This is a genomic window from Listeria aquatica FSL S10-1188 (genome assembly GCF_000525795.1).
Lineage (GTDB): Bacteria > Bacillota > Bacilli > Lactobacillales > Listeriaceae > Listeria > Listeria aquatica.
Genome location: NZ_AOCG01000011.1, coordinates 43,957 through 67,874 on the forward strand (window position 1 = coordinate 43,957; position 23,918 = coordinate 67,874).

Sequence of the window (23,918 nt, forward strand, 5' to 3'; positions counted from 1 at the left end):
ATTAACTATTCACTATTCTAATACTAATCTTACAGCATACGAAATATTTTTTTTTTAACTTTTTTTTGTTTACTTGACTACAATTTAGATTTTTTTTTTTCTCATTTTTCACGATAATGACAAAAAATTTTATTAGTAAATTTCTACAAAAAAAAGACCAGTCATGAAATTTAATAACTGGTCAACCATTTATGTGAGATTCTTCCATTCTAACTTTGTTGTTCAAATCGGATTTTCCTCAATAAATTGATAAATATTTTTCACGAGTTCATCTGGTGTTTCCCCACGTACCACTTCACCATCGACAAGTGCGAATAAACTCATCGCGCATAAATCGCAATACGTCAGACAATCGTATTCCACCACGTCAAGATTTGGATCTTCATTCAACTTATCAAAAGCTTCCTGCGAACCGCTCGCCAGATTATTGACGCAGAATTCCACAATTGGATTCATTTCTTACTTCCCTTCTAATCTTCGGAAAGGTACGCGTGCTTAGCTATTCTTACATCGTTGCCTCGTAACCTCGGTCAGTCATCACTTGATAGATATCTTTAAGCCGCGGATTCCCTTCCGCAATAATTTCGCCATCTACTGCTACAACGGGATACATATAATCCTCGTCAACAATTTTTCTTGCTAATTCACGAACCTCAGGATTCGTTTGCTCGGGATCGTAAATATCGACATACTCCACTTCAAATGGCTGATCCGCAAATTTCCGTCCAATTGCAGCTCGGAGCCATTCTTCAGTTTCTTTGGAAGACGGTGCACCAACACAACTTGCACAGATTACTGTGGAACCATAGACATACAATTTTACTTGTTTTTCCATCGCTTCCTCACCTCAAGCTCATTGTAACCAATATCAATTGAAAAATCGAGTTTATTGTTTGTGTAGTCACTCACAGGAATTTTATTCTTGCAGAACAGGTTCGTCTTTTTCACAACTGCTAAAAGCTGTGTTATAATGAGTTATATTCTATTTAAAGGAGTCCGTTTTGTATGGAAGAAATCAGTTTTGATTCAGTGGACAAAGCGCTGAAGAAGTTTCGGCCATATTTACTGCGTGACGGCGGCGATTATGAACTTATCGAGGTGACGCCAGACGGTATCGTAAAAATCCGCTTGCTTGGTGCTTGTGTTTCATGCCCAAGCTCAGATATGACTTTAAAAATGGGAATTGAGCTGACACTCGCTGAAAAAATATTCGGTTTTAAAGAAGTTGTTCAGGTTTATTAATTTGCATAAGAGACGCGGCGAAGTTCGTCGCGTTATTTTTAATTGAAAGGTTCGCCTTAGAGGAGGTTTTTTGATGGTTGAAAAACAAAGTATTTTAGAAAAAAAAAGCACGTAGTTGGCTAAAAGAACGTGGCGTTTCAATAGATGACATCGCGGATCTTGTTCTTTTCTTGCAAAAGCAATATCATCCTGAACTGAAACTTGAAGTCTGCCGGGAAAATGTGGAACATGTGCTTCGCAAAAGAGAAGTTCAAAATGCGATTTTAACTGGTATTCAACTAGATGTAATGGCAGAAAAGGGAGACCTTGAACAGCCCCTTCAAAATATTATTTCTGAAGATGAGGGCTTATATGGTGTGGACGAAATTTTGGCCTTGTCTATCGTCAATGTCTATGGATCCATTGGCTTCACAAATTATGGTTACATTGACAAAGTTAAACCAGGAATTTTAGCTAAATTAAATGAGCACGATGGCGTCAATGTTCACACCTTTCTGGATGATATCGTGGGCGCTATTGCCGCTGCAGCAGCTAGTCGACTCGCACATAGCTATCACGATGATATTGTGCAGTAAACAAGGAGGGAATTCTGAATATGAAAATTGCGGTTTATTGTGGATCGGCTTTTGGCGCGAAGAAAATTTATCAGGAAAGTGCTGAAAAAATCGGTAACTGGATTGGAGAAAATGAATACACACTCGTTTATGGGGGTGGGAATGTTGGCTTGATGGGGGTCGTAGCGGATACAGTGCTTTCTCACGGGGCTGCAGCTTACGGGGTGATGCCTACATTTCTTGAGGAACGCGAAATCGCACACCGCGGGCTTACAAGACTTATTCAAACAAAAGACATGTATGAGCGCAAGAAAACGATGATGGAGCTTGCGGACGCTTATATCGCCCTACCTGGCGGCCCAGGGACGCTCGAGGAAATTAGTGAAGTGATCTCTCTTGGTAGAATCGGTGTGCATAAAAATCCGTGCATCCTTTATAACGTGGATGGGTATTATGAGCCGCTTCGCTCTTTTTTTGACGAAATGGTTACGGCGGACTTTTTAACGGAAGCGGCTCGGGAGCAGTTTTTATTCAGCGATTCGCTTCCTGAAATAGAAGACTTTATCGCGAACTTTAAACCAAACAAGCCCAAAACTTATCAAAAAAGAAAAACTAACTGAAAAAGCAGTGGAGCCTCCCGGCTCCACTGCTTTTTCTCAATCACCGTATTTTCTTTACTTCCACTTGGCGAACGGAGTTTTATTCATCGACTGAACCTTGAAAGTCCAGCCATCTTGCTCAACTACATCTCCTGTATCGATATTGAAGTTTTGCAAAAATAGCCAGCCAGATAGCGTATGTACCCCCACGCTTTCCAGTTCAAATCCCAGCACTTCTTCCACACTCACAAGTGGCTCACTTCCTGAAATAACAAAGTGATTTTTCCCGATTTTACGAATTCCTTTTGGACCGGAAACTTCTTCCAAATCGCCCACAATAATCTCCATGATATCTTCGATTGTCGTGATTCCTGAAGTCCCGCCGTATTCATCCGTCAAAATTACAAATGATTCCCCTTTTTCCTGCATTTTTACAATTAATTCTTCCAAAATCGTTCCCTCAAAAACTTCCATTCCTGTACGAACAAATGGTTTGATGGACTGATTTAAAATCGTTTGATCCATCCCAAGCCCCGCCATAACACTGCTGACTTGCAAAATCCCTACGATTTTATCTTTATCATGATCTGTCGTCACTGGAAAAATATGATACGTGTGCTTGGAAGTAAGTTTTAGCAAGTCGAGCACCGTCGCAGTTTCATCGATTGCGATCACTTCCATTCGTGGAATCATTACTTCTTGCGCTGGAACATCGCCTAATTTAAAAATATTTTTCATGTATTTAAATTCTTGCGGATTTAAAAGTCCTTGTTTGTAACTATCTTCAAAAATAATTTTCAGCTCTGTCGGTGTCATCTGGTCCGCATCCACATTTTCTTTCGCGCCAAATAGTCGCGTAATGAAATTAGCTGAATGATTGAGTATCCAGTTGAGAGGAAACGTGAAATAATACCAATAAACTAACGGCCGAGCGATCAGTAAGGCGACTTTTTCCGTACTTTGAATCGTCAACGTTTTTGGTGCCAGCTCTCCTAAAACGACATTTAAGAAAGTGATCAAAATAAAGGAAACAAAAATGGCAACGGGGCCTTCCACTGAAGCTGGAAGCGGAAGAAGTGCAAAGACTGGCTCCAACCAACCGCGCATCGTATCTTCGCCGACCCACCCCATCGCGAGAGCGGCAAGCGTATTTCCAAGCTGACAAGCAGCAAGGTAATCATTCATATTGGCGGTGATTTTTTGGACGTAATGAGCTCGCTTATCGCCTGATTCAACAAGACTTTTCACAGTGGGTTTCCGAATGGCAACAATCGCAAATTCAGAAGCCACGAAAAAAGCAGTCCCGATAATCAACACGACAACAAAAAGATCATTCAATATTTCCACTTTCTTCCCTTCCTTCTTACAAACTAGAACAAAGAAAGCACCTCACAAGTGCTTTCTAAAATTCCCATTCTGTTAAATCATTTACAACATAAGTTGGTTGAACCGCTTTTTGCTGCAAGGCCGGACGAGTTGTAAAACCAGTCAAAACGAGCAATGTATCCATTCCAGAATGAATTCCTGCAGAAATGTCCGTTTCATAATTATCGCCCACCATAATCGCTTCGTCTTTCGTTACCCCCAAACGAGCAAGAGCCTGATCCATAATCACACGCTCGGGTTTTCCGATCACAACAGGCTTCGTTTCACTTGCCACCGAGACAAGCGCTGTAATCGAACCATTTCCAGGAAGTAACCCTCGCTCTGTTGGAATGGCCGCATCTGCATTTGTCGAAATAAACGTTGCCCCGCGCCGAATCGCAAGCACTGCTTTCGCTAATTTCTCATACGTCAGCTGCATATCCATACCAACAACCACATATTGCGGATTTTCCTCTTCAACTTCAAAACCATTTTCTGCAAGAACCTGTTTCAGTCCCACTTCACCGATCGGGTACACTGTTTTCACTTGATTTTGCTCGAGCATATAGGAAACCGTTGCATCTGAAGACGTAAAAACGTCCTCCGGCCGTGCCATAATCCCCATCTTGTTTAACTTTTGCGCAACTTGTTCGCCCGTCTTCGTAGAATTATTTGTGACAAATAAATGCGGGATCTCAAGTTCATTCAACTTCTGGATAAACGCAATTGCTTCCGGGATAACGCGATCCCCATGATACATTGTTCCATCTAAATCAATAAAATACGCTTGATACTTTTTCAAAATTACTCGCCCTTCTCTTTCTTTCCTGCTTGTTTTACTTTCTTTAAAACAAAATAAGAACATCCAAAGTTGCAGTATTCATATAAATATTCCTTTAATGTGCTAATTTTATTGTCGTAAGCTGCTTTTTTGTTTTGATCCTCAAAAAAGCCCTTCAAACGAAGCTGGTCATACCCAAAATCGCCTACGATATAATCATACCGCAATAAGATATCACTAAAACGCTCATTCAGTTTTTCTTCATCAAAACACTCGCGATAGTCTTCCATCAACTCGTATTCCTGACCTTGAATCGTAATCATTCTTTTTCCTCCCCGTACAGTTGTTTCAGTTTCCATGCAAAAATATCTCGTAAAAGCTCCGGTGTATAAACTTCCTTTTCACTACTTTGTTTAATAATCGGGAAAAATGGCGCGAACACAAACGTATCATGCGTCACAATCCGGTATTTTCGAAAGGCTGAAATCGGCTCGCCATCCCAAAGTGGAATCCCGCGAATCGTATCAAAGCTAGCACGTTTCATAAGCACAGAGCCAAATACCTCGCCGCGAAAGCCAAAACCTCGGAGTGGCAGTTCCTTAAGCTCATCTCGCTTACGAATAATCTCATGGATCAACACTTCAAGTTCGCTTCCAGAAAGCGTTACGGCAATTAAATTGAGCGGATGCGGCAAGAGCTGGTGCACATCAAAGGCTGTCACATCTCCCGGTCCAATATCTGTCATAAAAATACCTGCATTCGTCAGGAAAGCATCTCCTTCCGCCCATTCTGTCGCGGCTGCGTATAAGATCTCTGCGATGCTAGAGTCGCCAAACCAGTTCGTTTCAATTTTTTCTGGCAAGTGCACAATTACATCAGAAAGCTCTTCTTTTCCTTTTTGAAAAAAGCCCTGAATTTGTTCAGCTTCATCTTTCGGCGGGGTTAACTTAGACGTCTCATGAACCCTTGCTTTTTTCTCGCTTAATTCACAAGCATCATTCCAAGTGAGCGTCACTTCACCAACGTATTCGCCCCATCTTCCAGCCGCCGCGAGCAGTGTTTCGCCAACTTGTTTGCCCGTCTCAAGCAAATGGTGCGTGTGTCCGCCTAAAACGACATCAATCTTAGGTAACTCGACAGCGATTTGCTCATCAAACTGCAAACCCAAATGTGAAAGTAGAATGATCAAATCGGTATCAGCATCAAGCCCCGCTAGTTCTCGTCTTAACGCCTGTATGGGTTCTTCGATCCCCCAACCAAGCGATTCATAATACTCTCTAAATGCTGCGGTTGCACCTAAAACAGCAATTTTTAAACCCGCTTCGTATTTATAAACGACCGGAACCGCCCAGTCTGTCCGTTTCGTTCGTTCTGGATTTCCATAAAGGTTCGCACAGACGACAGGAAACTTGGCTCGATCATAGAGCGTTTCTAATCCGTTATGCGAAAGCGTTGTACCTTCATTATTTCCAATGGTTACAGCATCAAAGGGCAGCTCATTTAGAAGTTCAACATTCGCTTTACCAGCAGTTCCTTCCGTAAGCGGATGAACGCGGTCTAAAAAATCGCCAATATCGAAAAACAAAACATTTTCTCCCGTTTCTTGTGCCCGTTTCTTCTTTGCTTTTAAAAAAGAAGATATTCTTGGCCAATGTTCCAAATGGCTATGGATGTCATTTGTATGCCAAATTGTTAACTGTTTCATAAAAGCATCCCCTAAAAAAGCATTTACTTCCTCTATTGTAGCTTAAAATTTCCATTTTGACACGCAACAAAGTCAAATTCTACTTTTCAAGTCGTTCTTTTTGGCGTATGATAAAAAGACAAAAAGAGAGAAGGAAGTGATCAATTCTTGGATATCACACAAACACTTGAAATCCTCTTGATTGCCATATTCGCGGGTATCATTGGCTCCATTCTTGGACTTGGTGGAGGCATCATCATGACACCTGCCCTAACCCTTATTTTCGGCATCGACATCCAGTATGCGATTGGGGCAAGCATTATCTCCGTTATCGCAACAAGTAGCGGCTCAGCAATCGCCTACATTAGAGACCGGATCACGAATCTTCGGGCCGGAATGTTTCTTGAGATCGCGACAACGCTCGGAGCAATCACTGGGGCATTCATTGGCGGACTACTTTCCGCAACAGCACTCTACATAATTTTCGGGCTCTTACTCCTTTATTCCGCCTTTAATATGATTAAAAAAGTCGGTTCAGAATTCCCACAAAACGTCAAACCTGACCCAATCGCAACCAAACTTAAACTTCACGACAGTTACTATGACAAAGCATTACGCAAAGAAGTCCCCTACGAAGTCGCTAACGTGCCAGCAGGGTTCGGAGTGATGTACGGGGCAGGAATCGCAAGCGGACTTCTTGGCATTGGAAGCGGCGCGTTCAAAGTCATGGCACTGGACGTCTTCATGAAACTTCCGCTCAAAGTCTCAAGTGCCACAAGCAATCTCATGATGGGCGTTACGGCTGCGGCAAGCGCAACCGTCTATCTCTTTAAAGGCGACATTGACCCAACCATCGCTGCTCCCGTTGCAATCGGCGTCTTAATTGGCGCAACATTAGGTACAAAAGTGATGCAGCGCTTAAAAAGCAAAGTCATCCGCCTCGTCTTCATCCCTGTCTTGCTCTACGTTGCCCTACAAATGATTCTTGAAGGATTGGGGTGGGTTTAAATGAACACTAAAAAAAAGCAAAGATGAAGAAATGTATCAAGTCGAAGCCGTAGTTGGCGGCTTACTTCGCATTGGCGTCATCGTGAGCGCAGCCATCATCATCCTCGGTCTCATTCTTTATATCGCAACCGGCTCAAGTGGCTATCCCGGAACTACTTACCCGACTACACTCGCAAGCATTTTCTCGGGACTCGTCAAACTTAAACCTTTTGCCGTGATCATGTTCGGACTATTTTGCCTCATTTTAACACCTGTTTTCCGTGTGGTCGTCTCACTCTTTACCTTTCTTAAAGAAAAAGATTACCTTTACGTCGGTATCACAGGCATCGTCCTCGTCATCCTCGTCATTAGTTTTTTAATTGGAAAAGGGTGAGTGTTGCATAGAAAAAGCCAGATGGAGCTACTTTCCACCTGGCTTTTTCTAATCATTTAAAACTCCGAAAACAAATCCATTTGCATGGGAGCTAGACCATCAAAATGAATCTCTAACTCTTTCTGAAGTGCCTTCGCATTGTCAGCCGCATCCCCGCCGCTGTTATTATTGAAAATCACTACAATTTCTTTTGAATGATCCCCGAGATGCTTGATATAATCGGCCCATTCCGCGATTTCTTCCGCATTATAGCGATACAGCGTGCGCACTTCCCGCCATTCAGGACTATTCGCTTTCATCCAGCCATATTGATTGCGACCATGAAGTCGCACAAGCGTCACGTCGGGATTCGTCGCCCGGAGCACAATTGGAACACTCCGTGTTCCAATTTGCGGCTCATCGACAACCACGTGAATGAATCCAAGTTCAGTCAGTAGCGCTAGCGTTTTTTCATAATTCACATCACTATACCAGCTGCTATTCCGAAATTCAATCGCAACTGGCAAATCGCCCATTTGCTCTTTCACATGCCGCAAATACTGAACATTTTCTTTTGTACAATTAAAAAATGGCGGAAATTGAAATAAAATCGCTTTGAGTTTCCCCGATTCACTAATTGGCGCAATCGCATCCATATAGCAACGGTACATTTCTATTTCCGAATCATAATAATCTTTCCATTCTTTATGCATCGTCATCGCTTGGAATGCTTTCACCACAAACCGAAACACATCTGGCGTGCCACTTACCCAATTGGCTGTCGTTTTCGGAGAAGGGATCGCATAAAAACTCGTATCCACTTCAACAAGTGGAAAATGAGCCGCGTAATCGGCAAGTTTATGCTTAGAAGACAACTGCAACGTATCATGATCGCTCCAGCCCGTTAGTCCAATTGTAATCATCGTTTTCCCACCTTCCTTGCAAACCTTTTCTTCATTATAGCGCATCTTAAAAAGCGACTCAAAAAAAGAGAACGGAAAAATCCGTTCTCTTTTCTAGAATAAGAAAAACCGTTTCTTTATTTCTGTCGGCTCATCAAAATCAATTTGCTCATTTTGCAGAACAAGTCTCGCATTTTCTAAAAGCAAATCCGCTTGTTCTACCCCAATGTTTTGTTTTAAGCTTTGCACCGCTTGGTCTACTTCCATTGAGCGCCCTTCGTAAAAATGGGCGTCTGTCGCCATAAAATGTACGAGGTTCGCTTCAAGTAGCTGGTCGCTGAACTTTTTAATTTTCTTGCCCAGTACACCAGCAAAGCTACCCCAAGTCAGTTGCGCCAGCGCACCGCCTTCTACAAGCCTGTACAATACTTCATAATTTTTTCGAATTTCCACATTTCGCTCGGGGTGGGCAATAATCGGAATATACCCCTTCATCTGCAAATTAAAAAACAATTCTTGTGCGAAAAACGGCACAGATTCTGTTGGAAATTCAATTAAAATATATTTGGAGTCCGCAAGCGTTAATACAGACCCATTCGCCAGATTCTCAAGCATTTCGCCATGGAGACGCACTTCCTGCCCTGGATGGACGACTAGCGGAATATTTTCCTCCACGAGTTTGGTATTTAAATCTTCTACCCGTTTTCTGACCTCATCACCTGGATTCGAGAAACGCCCTTTCAAGTGATGCGGCGTTGCAATGACATCTGTATAGCCTTGATCAACAGCTTGTCTTGCCATTATCAAGCTGTCTACTAATTCTTTGGGACCATCATCGATTCCATTTAAAAGATGGCAGTGAATATCAATCATTTTGTAAAACCTCCTTCACCTTAAAAAAGCGGATGAAGCGATTTATTTTCCTGCACGCCTCTAATGGCCTGCGCAAGTAAATCACTGATGGTAATCATTGTTAATTTATCATCCAATTTTCCTTCTGGTATATCAATCGAATCGGTCAGCACAATTTCACTAATTCTCGATTCATTCAGCCGCTCTGCTGCCTGGCCTGCCAAAACGGCATGGGTTGCGCACATCACAACTTTTTCTGCCCCCTCTTCAAGCAACTTATCACAAGAAGTGGTTGCCCGGTAAGCCGTGTCAATAATATCATCTACGACAATTGCAAGCTTTCCTTTTACTTCACCAATGACGGATGAAATTTCCCGTTCATTCGGACGTGGTTTCCGGTTCAAAATCGCAATCGGAGCATGAAGTTTGTCAGCTACTCGGCGCGCACGAACAACCCCGCTATGATCTGGAGCAACGACAACAACATCTTCGTTACTATATTTTTCTTCAAGATGATCAGAAAGAAGTGGAACAGCCGAAACATGATCAATTGGGATATCGAAAAACCCCTGAATTTGGGCTGCATGCAAGTCTACTGAAATGAGCCTTGTTGCACCTGCTTCCTGCAAAAGATTTGCAATCAATTTTGCCGTAATCGGTTCACGGCTTCTGGCTTTTCGGTCTTGTCTCGAATAACCATAATATGGAATCACAAGTGTGATAGAAGCGGCAGAAGCACGCTTTAGTGCATCAACCATAATCAGCATTTCCATAATCCGTTCATTTACATTGGCATCCATTGATTGAACAACGTAACAGTTCATCCCCCGGACACTTCTACCAATGTTTACCTTCACTTCGCCATCACTGAATTTTTGCAGATCAACTTCGCAAAGTGGTACATCTAGCTTTTCAGAAATCTTTTGTGCAAGCGGGCGTTCATTCGTTACTGAAAAAAGCCTCATTTCATTCGACATTTTGATCTCCTTTCAAATGTAACAATTCATCTAGCTCTATTATATAAAACGAAACAGCTCGCCGCAATGAGTTTGGTTATAAGTTTTAAAAAAAAGACTCTCTAAAACCTGTTAGAGAGTCCTTTACCACACATTTATTTTCATTTAAGCATTTAATTCGGCTTTTATATCTTTTAACTTTTGCGGTGTCACATCATCGCCAAGCGGATCAATGATGGTCACATGATGCAAATTGTCTTGAACAGTTCCGCGAATCATCGCACAATATTCTTTGCGAAGTTCAGCTTGATGCTCCTTTTTCGCTCGCCGTTAGCTCGCCTTTCTTTTGCTTTGCAGCATAGTTATTGATTTTTGCCAACAGTTCTTTCATGTGATCCCTCCTCTTATTAGTTACTATTTGTAAGTAACTACGAAAATCATAACACATTGGTCAAAAAAAAGTCAAACCAGTTTGCTTAAGGCTTTTTAAGCAGAAATAATAAAATTTAGCGTTATTCTTGTAATATATTTCATAAAATTTTAGTCTGATGACTTTTCGTGCTAAAATAAAAAATATGATTTAAAACCAGTCGAAAGAAGGAATGAACTTGAAAGAGTTTTTTCAACTACTCAAGCACGGAAACACCTCCGCTCTCACCGCGGCTATTGTAAATGGAATCGTCTCACTCGTTAAAGGAATAACTTATTTTTTTACAGGAAACGTTGCCATGTTTGCTGAAACGCTTCACAGCTTGGGAGATGCGGCGAACCAACTCTTTGTGTTCACAGGATCTGCACTTAGTAAAAAGCGACCTACAAAAAAGTTTCCAAAAGGCTTTGGTCGAATCGTTAATCTTGTATTGCTCTTTGCGGTCATTGTCGTCGGCATTATGGCCTACGAGACTGTAAAAGAAGGGATATCCCATATTTTTCATCCAGCCGAATCTACTGGTTTTCTGATCAATTTGATCGTTTTACTTGCTTGTACGGCACTTGAGTCTACGGTCCTTTTAAAAGCTATGCGAGAAATTGTTGCCGAGTCTGGTGAAGAAGCCTCTGGATTTAAGATCATTCCTGTTGCTGTGCGTAATTTAAAATCGGCTAAAGCTGCGACAAAACTTGTTTTTATGGAAGATTCCGTTGCAACCGCTGGCGGTTTACTTGCTGCGATTGCTGTTGTTATTTCTCATTTTACGCCTTTCCATCAAGCAGAAGGAATCGCTTCAATCTTGATTGGTCTTCTCATGTTCATCGTCGTTGGTGAAGTTTTCCTTGATAATGCAGGTGGGGCAATTGGAAAATCTGATGAAGGCATGAACCTCCAAGTCGGACAAAGGATTATGTCAGACCCAGATGTACGAGACATTCAAGTTTTGACCGTTATCAAAGAAGGCGATACTTTCCATGTCGATGCCGAAGTGGAACTGGACACCACTTTAACACTCGCTGAAATTGATGACATTCGAGATAGAATTGAAGATGATGTTCTTAAAATCAAAGGAGTTTCTGATGTTGTCATCACTTTTGACGAAGTTGACAATACACTTGACTGGCAATATGGTGATGGTCGCTAACTTATCATCTCCGTCCCCCAAAAAAAAGCCATGACTGCAAAGTAGTCATGGCTTTTTTCATTTATTCAATATGCTCCAAAACTGTTCGTCCATTAAGCGGTTGTATCTTACGATTATTTGAATCATAGTATTTATTAAATGCTACAATCTGCGCTTTCGAGACTTCAACTGGATTTTTCATGACATACCATTCTACATTTTCAGAAAGTGGCGGCGTTGTGAGGGAACCAATGTAATGGTAATAGGTTTTATTAGCTGGGATCATTTGAGTAGCATTGACTTCATCTGCTACATCCGCTTTCTCACCAGCCTTGATATTATCTAAAACCGTTTGAAAAGCAGCATTCTCCTTTCCTTCCTTAAAGAAAACGGCAATAACTGCTAACCGTCCATCTTGTGCTTGATTTACAAAATGTACTTCAATCGGATAATGCTTATCATTTACAGTATGCTCACTTTTAGCATGGAAATGAAATTGCACTAAATCAAATTTCCGTCCGTCAATAACAGCTGAACCCGTGTCATCAACTTGTATGCTATGGCCATTATCCACCTCATCCACAACTGTTTTGCTGTAATTCAGTTCAATTTTTCCCTCATCTTTCATTTGTTCCGTTTTTGCCGTTTCAATATTAATCGGAGATTGTGAATCCCCTGCCTCGAATTTCCATCCTTTTTGATCATTATAGTCAAGATGGTCTTCAGATTTTGCCTTGGCTTTCTTTTCTGTTTTGTTTTCATTACTTGCGCTTGATTTTTTTGCAGTATCATCATTTGAACAACCTGCAAAAAGAAGCGAAAACGAAAGAACAGACGCTGTTACAAGTGTTGTTTTTTTTCAAAATATTTCCTCCTCAAAATTTATTATTGCGTCAATACTATACCGCTTAGATATTAAAAAAGCTATGGATAAAATATTAAAAAAAAAAAGAAAAAAACTATCGCTTTTGCATATAAACTAACACTTGACATGAAGCAAATGATTTGCTTATAGCCAAAAAAATTGCCTGTATCAATCATTTTTCTCAACTTGTTTACTTGAATTACCTTTCAAGAAACAAAAAAAAGCACTAGCCATCCATCGGCTAATGCTTCAAATCTTAATTAAATAACCTCTTCTTCAAACCAGTTCAAATCGTCCAAGAAATAAACCACATCTTCTTCCAAAATATCTTTTTCTCCATCATTCACGATATCATGTCCGCTACTTTGGTAGAAACAAAGCTGTTTATCTGGCGTATGAATGTGTTTAAAAATATAATTTGCGTCATCTGCTTCAATTTCCTCATCTTGGCAACCTTGGCCAATCATTGTTGGAACTTTGATTTTTTCAATATCTTTTGCAACCTGCTTATAAAAATCCGATCGCGCATTTGCCATTGTGTCGATTTCAGGTTCATAGCTTTTCAGCATCGCTTCCGCTTCATCACCTGAAATGCCTTCTTTACGCAACTGCTTCATCAAATATTTTTCAACTGGGATGTAACGCATTTTTTTGTTTACGTTCGCGCACAAAGGAACGATCGCTTTTGGCGAAAAAGATTCCGCCATTCGAAGAGCGAAAACGCCACCCATCGCGACACCAACAATAGCAATCTCATGATACCCTTCTTTTTCTAAAAAAGTATAACCTGAAACCGCATCTTCGTACCACATATCAGGCGTTGTCTTCAAAAACAGCGCCGACTCATCTCCGTGACCTCGAAAGTTCGGCGCATAAACCGTATAGCCATTTTCAGCTAAATGTTCGCCTAAACTCCTCACATCTTCTGTCGTTCCCGCAAATCCATGCAGGAGCAAAACAGCACGATTTCCTGCTTTAATCATAAAGCTACGATCCGCACTCATTTGTAAGCAGTCCTCCTAAAAAATAGATCATTCCGCGAAAAAAATCGCAAATGCAATAGCCATATCATAACGCGAACCAAGACGCCTGTCAACACCTAAATTCCGACTTTTTTTTGCACTTTTAACAAGAACCACGAAACGAGGCTTCACACCTAATCTTCCTTCTTCCAAAAAGAGGAAGCTTTCACCAAATCAAAAGCCCGCCAAAGTCAATTTGACGAGCTAGAACTTCCTTTTAAAATAAGCCTTCCTTCGCATCTTCCTGCCCGGTGAAAATTCGCCCAGCTGGAGAAACCTTTAGCAAGCAGAGCCACAAACCGATCAAAATACTCGTAAACGCTGTAAATAGTATCCAAAACGCCGCAACACTCATCAAAGGCTGTTCCCGAAACGTACTAACCGTAAAGCCAATATTCGTGTGTTCCATAACTTTGCCGTTCACATAAAGCTTGCCTGCCGGATAAAGCGAGAAATTCTTAGAATTATATCTGCCGAGACTAAGCGCATGTCCATGGCCAGTATCTCCCTTTGTAATTTCCGTGAATTTCAGCTTATAACGTCCACCATTGGCCTGAACTGGTTTGGGTAGATTAATGACTTGGGTGGGTGCATTAAACTCGCTACCCTTCATATCAAACTGTCGTAGTTTCTTTCCACCCGTGTCATCATAAAGAGCAATTCGGTATTCTCGTGACGCATCTGGTTCTTGGATCACTTTGAATGTTAACTGATCAAAAGGTTCATTAGCGATAAACGTCTCCGCTACAACACTGTCTGATGTAATGGGAGTTCCTAGATATGCATAGTCTTGTTTCACTTGATAAACATGAAATGGCCTTTTTTCTTGCGCAAGCGTATTGAATTGAAGTCCAAAACAGACAATAGCAGTAGCAAAAACAACAGCACTTCCAACAAGAAACGGACGATGTAAACTTGTTCGCCAATTATTCGTTGTACGATTCGCTAGGAGCTCTACCAAGAATTTAATGCCATAAAGAGCTGAAAGAAGCATTAGCGGTGTGAATAACAGAATATAGCGCTGGTTTGCTTCCCAAATCAAGTGGAACAATATGACACCAACGAGCGTGACATTTAAGAAAAATGCGAAATCGAACTTCTTACATTTGAAAAAGCGAAGTGCACCAATCGCGATACACAATAAACTCATAATATGAAAAATCTGCGCAAACGTGTAAATTAGAATTTTTCGATCGCCAAATAAATAATTGAATGTTGGCGTAAACTCGTTGGTTGAATTAATATACCAAGCATAGGCACGTGAACCATCTGTCCATGTATTCTTTAACTTGTTGTTATAAAGTGTCAAAAGTTCCTTAGCTGAATAATTTTGCAAACGCTCTTTAATCACCTTTATATTTGCTTCTTTTTTAGCTTCTTTGCTATGAAAAGACGACGTATACTGAAACTCATTGGTACTATAGCGACCAGCAGGCTCAGAAAGCCCCATCATCACAAAATGTGTCGGCGGAACCTCGTAACGATCATTTTTTTCGAAACCAAATAACGAATAAAAGGGCATAGCAACTGAGGTGACAAGTAAAAACATAATTCCAATAGAAGCAAGGCTCAGTAAAAACTTTTTGTAGTTTTTAGCAAGCCAAACGTGAATAAGTAGAGCAGGAAGTAAAATGATCAAATTTGGTTTAGCTTGATAGCCTATGGCAAATAACAAGCCAATCACGAGTAGCAACCACCAGCTTCCCTTCTTCAGATACCGATAGTAGACTAAGATAATAAGCGAAACAAATGGCAAAGCAATCGTATCCGTATAAAAATAAAGCGTATAAGTAAAAAGTGAAACACAGGTTAGTAACACAAGTAAGAATAAGTTAGCCATTCGAATTCCCAGTGAATCTTTTACTACATAAACCAAGGAAAAAATGGTAATGAGCATAGATAACATAACCCAAAGATTATCAAGCAAATAGAAATTCTCAATCCCAATATGCGAGCCAAAATTATAAATTCCATAACGCAAGATTGTAACAAAAATATTATTTAAATAGGTTTGGAAATATGTATAATCTTGAAAATGTCCGCCATTTGCGAGCATTGTAAGCACCTGTTGCTTTACAACAAAACTATCCACGTACATATTCATCTTCATTGTAAGTGCTAAAAACAGCTGGAAGACGATAACAACCGTGACTAATGCAATAAAAATCAATCTATTTACCTTTTGGTTTAACAATGTAAACCCTTTGAAAATGGCAATAAACAAAAAAAATAGCCGCTAAAGCAAAGAGAAACAAGTTAAAAGAATTGCCAATAACTTCCATAAACGGATAAGCAATACTTAGATAGGCTAAATAGGCAATAACTATTACGAAAGCAGATGTAAAACTATAGCCAATTACTCTTCTAAACATTTTTTTTGATACATCCTTCCTTACTAATTACAAATAACACTTTTCTTCTTTTTTTATGTATAAAAAATTCATTCGATAGATAAAAAGCAGTGAAAATCTGCAACAACTCTATCTATTCTAGCAAAAACTACTCTTTTTGGAAAGCGAACTCATAAAAAAAACAGCCGTTTCCTCTCAGAAACAGCTGTTTTTTGCGAATAAGTTATCAAAACAAGCTTATTTTTTCAAGTTGTAGAAAGCTTTAAGACCGCGGTATTGAGCAAGGTCTTGAAGATTGTCTTCGATACGAAGCAATTGGTTATATTTAGCAACACGGTCAGTACGAACTGGCGCACCAGTTTTGATTTGACCAGCGTTTGTAGCAACTGCGATATCAGCAATTGTAGAATCTTCTGTTTCACCAGAACGGTGAGAGACAACTGCAGTATAGCCAGCTTCTTTAGCCATTTCAATAGCATCTAGAGTTTCAGTAAGCGTACCGATTTGGTTAACTTTGATAAGGATTGAGTTAGCGATACCTTCTTCAATACCTCTTTCAAGTTTTTCAGTATTAGTAACAAACAAGTCATCACCAACAAGTTGAACTTTTTTACCAATACGTTCAGTAAGAAGTTTGAAACCTTTCCAGTCATTTTCATCCAATCCATCTTCGATCGAGATGATAGGGTATTTATTGATCATTTCTTCGTACCAAGCAACCATTTCTTCAGAAGTACGAGTTACGCCTTCCCCTTTAAGTTCATAGTTACCAGAATCACGGTTATAGAATTCAGAGCTTGCAGCATCCATTGCAATCTTAACTTGTTCACCTGATTTATAACCAGCAGCTTCAATAGCTTCAATGATAGCTTCGATCGCTTCTTCATTCGATTCAAGGTTAGGAGCAAATCCACCTTCATCACCAACACCAGTGTTAAGGCCTTTATTCTTAAGAACACCTTTAAGCGCATGAACGATTTCAGCACCCATACGAAGTGCTTCTTTAAAGTTAGGAGCACCTACAGGCATAACCATAAATTCTTGAATATCGACATTATTATCAGCATGTTCTCCACCATTTAAGATATTCATCATAGGAACAGGAAGAACTTTTGCATTTGTACCGCCGATATATTCATAAAGATGAACACCAAGTTCATCAGCAGCAGCACGAGCAGCAGCAAGAGAAACACCAAGAATAGCATTCGCACCTAATTTACCTTTATTAGGAGTACCATCAAGAGTAATCATAGCTTTATCAATACCAATTTGATCCGTTACATCAAAACCGATAATTTTTTCAGCAATAATATCGTTAACATTTTCGACAGCCTTCAAGACACCTTTACCAAGGTAGCGAGATTTGTCGCCGTCACGAAGTTCAACAGCTTCGTATTCACCAGTAGAAGCACCACTAGGAACAAGAGCGCGACCAAACGCACCAGCTTCAGTATAAACTTCAACTTCGATAGTAGGGTTACCACGGGAATCAAGGACCTCACGTGCGTAAACTTCAGTAATAATGGACATTTAAATTCTCTCCTTTGTTGGGGCTCTTATGAGCAAAGCGAATTAGAGCCCCAATATGCATGCGAGCAAAGCGAGCATGTAATCCTTAAAAGGCTCTTATGAGCAAAGAACTAAGACAACAGCCTGAGCTCCTATCCTTAAAAAGCTCTCACGAACAGCTGACCATAAAAGGCTAGCATCCAAACCCTCAAAAAACCATACAAGCAAAATTCAACATACATATTGGGAAACCGCAAAACTCATCCCCACAATTTAATTACATTTTTATTGTAGCTTTGTTTACTAAAAAACAAAAGTAAAAACTATGTTTATTTCTCAATCAAGCTTTCGCCAGTCATTTCAGCAGGTTTTTGAACCCCTAAAAGGTCAAGCATAGTTGGTGCAACATCCGCAAGACGACCATCCGTACGCAAAGTAACACCTTTTTTCGTTACAATAACAGGAACAGGGACCGTAGTATGAGCCGTATGTGGTTTACCTTCCGGTGTTACCATTGTTTCCGAGTTACCATGATCGGCGAAAATCACAGCCGAACCGCCTTTTTCAAGAATCAAGTCAACGACACGTCCAAGATTTTCATCTACCGCTTCAATCGCTTTGATTGTCGGTTCAAGCATCCCAGAGTGTCCAACCATATCGGGGTTAGCAAAATTCAAGATAATCGCATCATGTTTATCATTTTGAATATCGGCAACAAGTGCATCCGTAACTTCATACGCACTCATTTCAGGTTGCAAATCATAAGTCTCCACTTTTGGCGAATTGATCAAAATTCGATTTTCACCTGGGAATTCTTCATTACGACCACCATTCATAAAGAAGGTAACATGCGGATATTTTTCAGTTTCGGCGATACGAAGTTGTGATAGCCCTTCATTCGATAAAACTTCCCCGATTACATTTTTCATTTCAATCGGTTCAAATGCAACCTCAGCATCCACACTTGGATTATAAAGCGTCATCGTCACGAATTTAACATTTTTCGGATGTTTCGCGCCACGGTCGAAATGTTCCCATTCCTTATCCGTAAACGCGTTAGAAAGCTGGATCGCACGGTCAGGACGGAAGTTGAAGAAAATAACAGCATCATTGTCTTTAACAGTAGCAACTGGTTTGCCATCTTTTTCAATAATTGCAGGAACCACAAATTCATCATTCTTCCCATTTTCATAAGAAGTTTCAACTAATTTGACTGGATCTACAAATTTTTCGCCTTCCCCGTAAACAATGGCTTTGTATGCTTTTTCAACACGTTCCCAACGTTTATCACGATCCATCGCATAAAAACGTCCAGAAACAGTAGCAATTTGGCCATAACCAAGCTTATCGATTTCCGCTTGAAGTTGTTCTAAATACTCAATTGCTGATTGTGGCGCCACATCGCGACCATCAAGAAACGCATGAATATAAGTGTTTTTGACACCTTTTTCTTTTGCAGTTTCAAGTAAAGCCGTTAAATGATTGATATGGCTATGCACACCACCATCAGATAAAAGACCAAACAAATGTAAATCAGAATTGTTTTCTTTTGTGTGGCTAAATGCGTTATTAAGAGCTTTATTCTCTTGGAATTCGCCTTCTTCGATCGCTTTATCGATTCTAGTTAAACTTTGATAAACAATGCGTCCAGCTCCGATATTAGTGTGTCCTACTTCCGAGTTCCCCATTTGACCATCTGGAAGACCAACGTCAAGTCCAGAAGCTTTTAGCGTACTATGCGGAAATTCAGCCCAATATTTATCGAAATTTGGTTTTTTTGCTTGTGCAACAGCATTACCAACTGTTTCATCTCGTTTACCAAATCCATCCAAAATAATAATTGCTACAGGAGATTTACTCATTTATTTTACTGCCTCCAATAATGCCAAGAACGATTTAGGTTCTAAGCTTGCGCCTCCTACAAGAGCTCCATCGATATCCGATTCAGCCATGTATTCTGCAATATTTTCAGGTTTAACACTGCCGCCGTATTGAATACGAACTGCTTCCGCTGCTTTTTCAGAAACAGCTTCCGCAACAGTTTTACGAATCACAGCACAAGTTTCATTTGCATCTTTGCTTGTTGAAGATTTACCTGTTCCAATTGCCCAGATTGGTTCATAAGCAATAATGGATTTAGATACTTGCTCTTCAGTCAAGCCTTTAAGTGCAGCTTTAATTTGACCACTTACCCAGTCATTTGTTTGTCCAGCTTCTCTTTGCTCTAAAGTTTCGCCGCAGCAAATGATTGGTAACATGCCATGTTTTAAAATAGCATGTGCTTTTTTATTGATGTCTTCGTCTGTTTCATGGAAATACTCACGACGTTCAGAGTGGCCGATTACAACATAAGAAACACCAAGATCAGCAAGAGCAAATGGACTTGTTTCTCCGGTGAATGCACCTTCATCTTCGAAGTAACAATTTTGCGCTGAAATTTGCAAATTTGTACCTTCAGTAAGACGAGTTAAGTCACGTAAGAAAAGTGCTGGAGAAGCAATTACAGAGTCTACAGCTTCTCTTCCAGGAACTTTACCTTTTACTTCTTCAACAAATTCAGCTGCTTTTGCGGCCGTTTTGTTCATCTTCCAGTTTCCTGCAATAATTGGTTTACGCATGAAAAACATCCTTTCGCACTTTATTTTTATTATTTATCACTAATGGCTGAAACGCCAGGAAGTTCTTTTCCTTCTAAGTACTCTAGTGAAGCTCCGCCACCAGTTGAGATATGCGTGAATTTATCCGCATAACCAAGTTGCATTGCTGCTGCTGCAGAGTCGCCACCACCGATGATTGTTGTCGCATCTTTCAAGTTTGCAATCGCTTCGCAAACACCAATTGTTCCCTTCGCGAAATTGCTCATTTCAAATACGCCCATTGGTCCGTTCCAAACAACAGTTTTCGCACCTTGAAGTTCTTTTGTGAAGAGTTCAATAGTTTTCTCACCAATATCAAGACCTTCTTCATCAGCAGGAATTTCATCTGATGCAACAGTATGGAAAGGCACGTCATTACTGAATTCTTTTGCAACAACTGTATCAATTGGAAGCACTAGCTTGTCGCCAGCTTTTTCCATTAGGCTTTTTGCAAGATCCACTTTATCTTCTTCAAGAAGTGAAATCCCAACTTCATAGCCTTTTGCTTTCATGAAAGTATAAGCCATACCGCCGCCAATTAGTAACTTATCGGCAACCTTTAGCAAGTTTTCAATAACACCGATTTTATCAGAAACTTTTGCACCACCAAGAATGGCAACAAATGGACGATCTGGGTTTTCAACAACGCCACCAATAAATTTGATTTCTTTTTCCATTAAGAAACCAGCAGCTGTGTCAAGATGGGAAGCAATCCCAACATTGGATGCGTGAGCACGATGAGCCGTACCAAAAGCATCGTTTACAAATACGTCGCCAAGGCTAGCCCAGTATTTACCAAGTTCTGGATCATTTCCACTTTCTTTTTTACCATCAATATCTTCAAAACGTGTATTTTCAAATAGAAGGACGTCGCCGTCTTTCATTTCATTGATTGCATTTTCAAGTTCTGGACCACGAGTCACAGGAACAAATTTCACTGCTTTGCCTAGTAATTCGCTTAAACGTTCAGCGACTGGGCGAAGAGTTTTGTCTTTTTTATCTTCTTCGGTTTTCACTTTTCCAAGGTGGGAAAATAGAATTGCTTTCCCATGATTTTCAATAATGTACTTGATCGTTGGAAGGGCAGCAACAATACGGTTATCGTTTGTAATTTTGCCATCTTGCATCGGAACATTAAAGTCAACGCGGACAAGAACTTTTTTGTCATTCAAGTCTAAATCAGTGATTACTTTTTTAGCCATTTCACATTTCCTCCGTTACTTAAAAGATTTTTAAGTCATTTTAACAAACAAGCGGAAACAAACTTCTTTGTCTCCGCTTATTCGGTTAAAACTATTTAGTTCCTACTTAAATTATTTAGCAATTTTAGCGAAGTATTCAAGTGTACGAACTAGTTGAGCAGTGTAGCTCATTTCGTTATCGTACCAAGAAACTGTTTTAACAAGTTGTTTGTCGCCAACAGTCATTACTTTTGTTTGAGTTTCGTCAAATAGTGAACCGTAAGTCATACCTTTAATGTCAGAAGAAACGATTTGATCAGCTGTGTAACCAAATGTATCAGGATCGCTTGCATCTTTCATTGCTTTGTTTACATCTTCAACAGAAACTGTTTTGTCAAGAACTGTTACAAGTTCAGTTAATGAACCAGTTGGAACTGGAACACGTTGAGCAGCTCCATCCAATTTACCTTTAAGGCTTGGAAGTACTTCACCAATTGCTTTAGCAGCACCAGTGGAGTTAGGAACAATGTTTTCAGCTGCTGCACGAGCACGACGGAAGTCACCTTTAGGGTGTGGACCATCAAGAGTCATTTGGTCACCAGTGTAAGCGTGGATTGTAGTCATAAGACCTTCAACGATACCAAATTTTTCATCTAGAGCTTTAGCCATTGGAGCTAAGCAGTTTGTTGTACAACTTGCACCAGAAATAACTGTTTCAGTTCCGTCAAGTGTTTCATGGTTAACATTGTAAACGATTGTTTTCATGTTACCAGTTGCAGGTGCAGAGATAACAACTTTTTTAGCACCAGCTTTAAGGTGAAGTTCAGCTTTTTCTTGAGTTGTGAAGAAACCAGTACATTCAAGAACGATTTCAACACCTAGATCGCCCCAAGGAAGTTCTTCAGGGTTACGGTTAGCAAGAACTTTTACTTCTTTACCATTTACTTTGAAGAAACCATCATGTACTTCAACGTCACCGTCGAATCTACCTTGCGTTGTATCATATTTTAAAAGATGAGCTAACATTTTAGCATCTGTTAAATCATTGATCGCAACTACTTCGATTCCTTCTACTTCTTGGATACGACGAAATGCTAAACGTCCAATACGTCCAAAACCATTAATACCAACTTTAACTGTCATAAGTCATTTTCCTCCTTAGAAAAATAAGTGAAATTTTTTATTTCAAAAGGGTATTACTCCCTTTTAAAAGCATATTTGCTGCTCCTTCATCAGTCACGAGAATCGTGTTTTTCGGAGCACTCTTCATGTAGGATTTGATTGCTTTGGCCTTTGATGAGCCACCAGCAATCGCAATGATGTGTGGAATTTTTGCTAAATCTTCAAACTGCAAGCCGAAAGTTGATACTTTATGAACAACTTCCCCTTGTTCATTGAAGTAGTAACCGAAAGCTTCGCCCACTGCTTTTCGCTCAGTGATTTTCTGGATCACTTCTTCACTAGTATGGCGTCTTTTCGCCATCGTTAGCGCATCGCCCACTCCATGAACGATTGCATTAGCAGATTGTACAAGGCGTAAACCTTCTTGGATCGCAGGTTCTTTTAAAAGAGAACGGTAGGCTTCTTCACCGAGTTGTTCTGGGACATAAAGCACCCCATGTTTCGTTCCTGTTTTTGTTGCTATTCGGTCGCAAATCGTATTGGCTTGATTATCCAAATCCTCTCCGATCCCGCCCCGTCCAGGAACAAACAGTAATTCTCGCCCTTTGGCAAAATCACTCGGCATCGTGTCGGCAAAAGCAGCCATTGTAGAGCCACCCATAATCGCGATGATGTTTCGTTTTTTAGTTAGCGCCAAATCAAGTTGTTTGACGGCAACTCGTCCCATTTCTTCACGAACCCAAGGTGTAACATCGCTGTCACCTTGAACGACTAAACACTTTTGAATGTTTAGGACTTCCGAAAGCTGATTTTCGATTGAATGTAATCCCGAGAGCTGATTCATCGCGCTTTCTAAATCGCGAAAAACAACAAGCCCTTCTTCGGTGACTGTCATTCCAGATGACCTGATATCGATCAATCCTTGTGTTTTCAAAAACTCAACTTCGCCGCGAAGAACTCGCTCGCTCATGCCAAGCATTCCAGCTAACGTCCGTCTACCAACAGGTTCTGCAAAATAAATGGAGCGCAAAATCTGATAGCGTTTTTGCATAACGGCCAGCACATCGGGTAATAATTTTTTTTTGAATGCTTATTAAATCTGACATAGTTATTACTCCTCGTCGATCTGGACAATCATAGACCCACATAGTCACGAAACGTCCCATCAGAATTAAAAAAAAGTAGCGGTAAAGGTTATCCCAATTCAAAATATGGATCGGATTATTTAAATGAGACTTCCCATTTGAAACCTTTTTTCGCTTTTGTTTGTAGCCTTATAAAGTTATTCATTCTCTTTCATTACCCTACGAAAACATTGTAACAGGCAGGAGCAAATACTTCAAGTAATAAGTAGGGAATTTATATAAAAACAATAGAAAATTTA

Annotated in this window: 21 protein-coding genes and 5 pseudogenes; 6 read left to right on the forward strand and 20 right to left on the reverse strand. The window is 40.3% G+C overall.

Annotation, left to right across the window (positions count from 1 at the left end; translation table 11 throughout):
• Positions 1–222 precede the first annotated feature (222 nt).
• Positions 223–456: a YuzB family protein gene (locus MAQA_RS08240; protein ID WP_036073026.1), complete on the reverse strand. Its 234-nt coding sequence runs from the start codon at positions 454–456 to the stop codon at positions 223–225.
• Between the two features lie 49 nt (positions 457–505).
• A complete protein-coding gene (locus MAQA_RS08245) occupies positions 506–835 on the reverse strand; it encodes a YuzD family protein (protein ID WP_036073029.1) in 330 nt (109 codons plus the stop codon).
• A gap of 170 nt (positions 836–1,005) precedes the next feature.
• Between MAQA_RS08245 and MAQA_RS08250 the strand changes: the two genes are divergently transcribed.
• From MAQA_RS08250 to MAQA_RS08260, 3 genes and pseudogenes are all read left to right on the forward strand, one after another.
• Positions 1,006–1,242, forward strand: coding sequence for a NifU family protein (locus MAQA_RS08250; protein ID WP_036073031.1), 237 nt, complete (start codon positions 1,006–1,008; stop codon positions 1,240–1,242).
• Positions 1,243–1,315: 73 nt separating this feature from the next.
• Positions 1,316–1,817, forward strand: a pseudogene (locus MAQA_RS08255) (phosphatidylglycerophosphatase A family protein).
• A gap of 20 nt (positions 1,818–1,837) precedes the next feature.
• Entirely contained in the window at positions 1,838–2,416 is a 579-nt protein-coding gene (locus MAQA_RS08260; RefSeq protein WP_036073033.1) for an LOG family protein, read from the forward strand.
• Between the two features lie 40 nt (positions 2,417–2,456).
• Here MAQA_RS08260 and MAQA_RS08265 read toward each other — a convergent pair.
• The 4 genes and pseudogenes from MAQA_RS08265 to MAQA_RS08280 form a co-directional block, all read right to left on the reverse strand.
• Positions 2,457–3,742: pseudogene (locus MAQA_RS08265) on the reverse strand (hemolysin family protein).
• A 55-nt stretch (positions 3,743–3,797) separates the two neighbouring features.
• The gene (locus MAQA_RS08270) at positions 3,798–4,562 is read right to left on the reverse strand and encodes a TIGR01457 family HAD-type hydrolase (RefSeq protein ID WP_036073036.1); all 765 of its coding nucleotides are present in this window, start codon (positions 4,560–4,562) and stop codon (positions 3,798–3,800) included.
• A 2-nt stretch (positions 4,563–4,564) separates the two neighbouring features.
• Positions 4,565–4,864 (reverse strand): YutD family protein, encoded by a 300-nt coding sequence (locus MAQA_RS08275; protein ID WP_036073039.1) that lies wholly within the window; start codon positions 4,862–4,864, stop codon positions 4,565–4,567.
• On the reverse strand, positions 4,861–6,246 hold the full coding sequence (locus tag MAQA_RS08280) for a bifunctional metallophosphatase/5'-nucleotidase (RefSeq protein ID WP_036073041.1): 1,386 nt from the start codon (positions 6,244–6,246) through the stop codon (positions 4,861–4,863). The genes MAQA_RS08275 and MAQA_RS08280 overlap by 4 nt, the downstream gene beginning before the upstream one ends.
• A 147-nt stretch (positions 6,247–6,393) precedes the next feature.
• On the opposite strand from MAQA_RS08280, the gene MAQA_RS08285 reads away from it, so the two are divergent.
• Both MAQA_RS08285 and MAQA_RS08290 read left to right on the forward strand, forming a co-directional pair.
• Positions 6,394–7,233, forward strand: coding sequence for a sulfite exporter TauE/SafE family protein (locus MAQA_RS08285; protein WP_036073044.1), 840 nt, complete (start codon positions 6,394–6,396; stop codon positions 7,231–7,233).
• A gap of 31 nt (positions 7,234–7,264) precedes the next feature.
• A complete protein-coding gene (locus MAQA_RS08290) occupies positions 7,265–7,606 on the forward strand; it encodes a DUF1634 domain-containing protein (RefSeq protein WP_036073047.1) in 342 nt (113 codons plus the stop codon).
• A gap of 56 nt (positions 7,607–7,662) precedes the next feature.
• Here MAQA_RS08290 and MAQA_RS08295 read toward each other — a convergent pair whose 3' ends face one another.
• The 4 genes and pseudogenes from MAQA_RS08295 to MAQA_RS08310 form a co-directional block, all read right to left on the reverse strand.
• Entirely contained in the window at positions 7,663–8,508 is an 846-nt protein-coding gene (locus tag MAQA_RS08295) for a DUF72 domain-containing protein (RefSeq protein WP_036073270.1), read from the reverse strand.
• 93 nt (positions 8,509–8,601) lie between these two features.
• Positions 8,602–9,360: a tyrosine-protein phosphatase gene (locus tag MAQA_RS08300; protein WP_036073049.1), complete on the reverse strand. Its 759-nt coding sequence runs from the start codon at positions 9,358–9,360 to the stop codon at positions 8,602–8,604.
• Between the two features lie 20 nt (positions 9,361–9,380).
• The gene (locus MAQA_RS08305) at positions 9,381–10,316 is read right to left on the reverse strand and encodes a ribose-phosphate diphosphokinase (RefSeq protein WP_036073051.1); all 936 of its coding nucleotides are present in this window, start codon (positions 10,314–10,316) and stop codon (positions 9,381–9,383) included.
• A 144-nt stretch (positions 10,317–10,460) separates the two neighbouring features.
• A pseudogene (locus tag MAQA_RS08310) lies at positions 10,461–10,686 on the reverse strand (DUF896 domain-containing protein).
• A gap of 217 nt (positions 10,687–10,903) precedes the next feature.
• Here MAQA_RS08310 and MAQA_RS08315 point away from each other — a divergent pair.
• The gene (locus MAQA_RS08315; protein WP_036073054.1) at positions 10,904–11,869 is read left to right on the forward strand and encodes a cation diffusion facilitator family transporter; all 966 of its coding nucleotides are present in this window, start codon (positions 10,904–10,906) and stop codon (positions 11,867–11,869) included.
• 61 nt (positions 11,870–11,930) lie between these two features.
• On the opposite strand, the pseudogene MAQA_RS08320 reads toward MAQA_RS08315, so the two are convergent.
• The 10 genes and pseudogenes from MAQA_RS08320 to MAQA_RS08365 all read right to left on the reverse strand — a co-directional run.
• A pseudogene (locus tag MAQA_RS08320) lies at positions 11,931–12,530 on the reverse strand (carbonic anhydrase); the annotation flags it as partial.
• A gap of 443 nt (positions 12,531–12,973) precedes the next feature.
• Positions 12,974–13,717, reverse strand: coding sequence for an alpha/beta hydrolase (locus MAQA_RS08325; protein ID WP_036073057.1), 744 nt, complete (start codon positions 13,715–13,717; stop codon positions 12,974–12,976).
• A gap of 27 nt (positions 13,718–13,744) precedes the next feature.
• A complete protein-coding gene (locus tag MAQA_RS16150) occupies positions 13,745–13,867 on the reverse strand; it encodes a hypothetical protein (RefSeq protein WP_277619959.1) in 123 nt (40 codons plus the stop codon).
• 85 nt (positions 13,868–13,952) lie between these two features.
• Positions 13,953–15,905: a glycosyltransferase family 39 protein gene (locus tag MAQA_RS08330; protein WP_052008543.1), complete on the reverse strand. Its 1,953-nt coding sequence runs from the start codon at positions 15,903–15,905 to the stop codon at positions 13,953–13,955.
• Between the two features lie 418 nt (positions 15,906–16,323).
• The gene (gene eno, locus MAQA_RS08340) at positions 16,324–17,616 is read right to left on the reverse strand and encodes a phosphopyruvate hydratase (RefSeq protein ID WP_036073060.1); all 1,293 of its coding nucleotides are present in this window, start codon (positions 17,614–17,616) and stop codon (positions 16,324–16,326) included.
• A 308-nt stretch (positions 17,617–17,924) separates the two neighbouring features.
• Positions 17,925–19,457, reverse strand: a complete 1,533-nt coding sequence (gene gpmI / locus MAQA_RS08345) for a 2,3-bisphosphoglycerate-independent phosphoglycerate mutase (RefSeq protein WP_036073061.1) — start codon at positions 19,455–19,457, stop codon at positions 17,925–17,927.
• A complete protein-coding gene (gene tpiA, locus MAQA_RS08350; RefSeq protein ID WP_036073065.1) occupies positions 19,458–20,213 on the reverse strand; it encodes a triose-phosphate isomerase in 756 nt (251 codons plus the stop codon).
• A gap of 29 nt (positions 20,214–20,242) precedes the next feature.
• Positions 20,243–21,433, reverse strand: a complete 1,191-nt coding sequence (locus tag MAQA_RS08355) for a phosphoglycerate kinase (RefSeq protein ID WP_036073067.1) — start codon at positions 21,431–21,433, stop codon at positions 20,243–20,245.
• 111 nt (positions 21,434–21,544) lie between these two features.
• A complete protein-coding gene (gap, locus tag MAQA_RS08360) occupies positions 21,545–22,555 on the reverse strand; it encodes a type I glyceraldehyde-3-phosphate dehydrogenase (RefSeq protein WP_036073070.1) in 1,011 nt (336 codons plus the stop codon).
• 37 nt (positions 22,556–22,592) lie between these two features.
• Positions 22,593–23,640 (reverse strand): annotated as a pseudogene (locus MAQA_RS08365) (sugar-binding transcriptional regulator).
• Positions 23,641–23,918: the final 278 nt, after the last annotated feature.